A 1,218-nucleotide genomic window follows, 5' to 3' on the forward strand; every position below is an offset into this window, starting at 1 on the left:
AAGATTGGTGTTATTACTGATAGATTTGATTTTGGTGATAGAATTATAATTGGGCGTGATATATTTCCAATTCCACTAGATTTAAATGAACACGTTGAAAGGTTAGGCGGACTCTCAATAACATTAAATAAACTTGAAAGTGCAATCCCCGAATTAATTCAAAAGAGACTAGATATATATGCGAATGGAATTACTTTAGAAAGTATTTTAAAGGGAAATCAAACCGAAATCATAGCTAGAATTGCAAGAGAATCAATCGGAGTCACTAGAACGATAGGTCTCATATTACAAAATGCTTGGAAACAAGCAGAAAATAGTAGTGCTAAAATCGGCCTTTCCGAAATAAATTATGGTGTAAGGTCGGCAAGAAAAACATATCAAAAACAATATGAAGGTGCTTTAAAAAGAAGACTAATTCCAGGTTTTTATAATGATTTATGGAATAGTATAATAAAAAAAGCAACATCAGAAAAAGAAAAAAACCCAACAAGGCCAGCAAGTCATTTACTTGTGGACCCGAATCGAAAAGAGTATCTAAATTTATTTAAAGAAAATTTTTTAATTCATTTATTAGAAGAAGGTAGAACCTCAAAATATGGAGGTAACTATAATTTATATGCTATTGATTATGACATTTGCTTAGATTTAAATATTAAGTATGCAGAAAATAAAGATGAATATACAGCAGCTAGATTTATTTATGACCCAGTACTTTCAGAGTTTGATAGTTACTTCACAGATAGTAAATTAAAAAGTTATAAATGTCCAACGTGTAATACAATATATCCAGAAGAAGAGGTTGCAAAATTTAAAATAAAAAGATGTTTTACTGATGACACAATTCTTGATGAAGTTGTTCATCAGGAATTTGAAGTTGCACAAGGCAATTTCGCTGAAGTGGAAGTTAAAATTCTAGGGTTAATTGCAACACTTACAGAAGATGACTCTTTATCAGCTGTAGAGGTAGCAAACGCAGTTGGCTGTACAAGACAAAAAGTATCAGGTTGGTGTTCAAGAGTTTTGGAGCCTAAAGGAGAAATATTTATCGAGAAGAAAGACGGTAAAAACTATTATTACGGTGATAAAAACGTTGCCTAACAGTGTATAAAAAGCATAGGGCGTTTGTGCTAAACCGAAAGTTCTGTGAATATTAACTAAGTCCGCTAAATATAAAATTTGGCGTTTATAGTAGAAAAGATAAAAGCAAAATATTTATAT

General features: G+C 31.0%; 1 protein-coding gene. It reads left to right on the plus strand.

What is annotated here, in order from left to right:
- Positions 1-1,098 (plus strand): hypothetical protein (locus CXF67_RS18255; protein WP_180957956.1); only part of this gene is annotated, 1,098 nt, incomplete at its 5' end.
- Positions 1,099-1,218 lie beyond the last annotated feature (120 nt).

Source organism: Psychroflexus sp. MES1-P1E (genome assembly GCF_002836055.1).
Classification (GTDB): domain Bacteria; phylum Bacteroidota; class Bacteroidia; order Flavobacteriales; family Flavobacteriaceae; genus Psychroflexus.